General features: G+C 46.5%; 1 rRNA gene. It reads right to left on the bottom strand.

The window, feature by feature from the left end:
* Positions 1–228, bottom strand: a 16S ribosomal RNA gene (locus tag WX88_RS31245); the annotation flags it as partial.

The raw sequence follows: 228 nt of genomic DNA, 5'->3' as shown, positions 1-228 counted from the left end.
AAGGTGCCGAGCGGGTCATCATAGAAACCCCGCCCGATCCCTAGTCGGCATAGTTTATGGTTAAGACTACGACGGTATCTGATCGTCTTCGATCCCCTAACTTTCGTTCCCTGATTAATGAAAACATCCTTGGCGAATGCTTTCGCAGTAGTTAGTCTTCAGCAAATCCAAGAATTTCACCTCTGACAGCTGAATACTGACGCCCCCGACTATCCCTATTAATCATTA

It is taken from the genome of Hymenobacter terrenus (assembly GCF_000972495.1).
Lineage (GTDB): Bacteria > Bacteroidota > Bacteroidia > Cytophagales > Hymenobacteraceae > Hymenobacter > Hymenobacter terrenus.
This window is presented reverse-complemented; position numbering and strand designations above follow the sequence as displayed.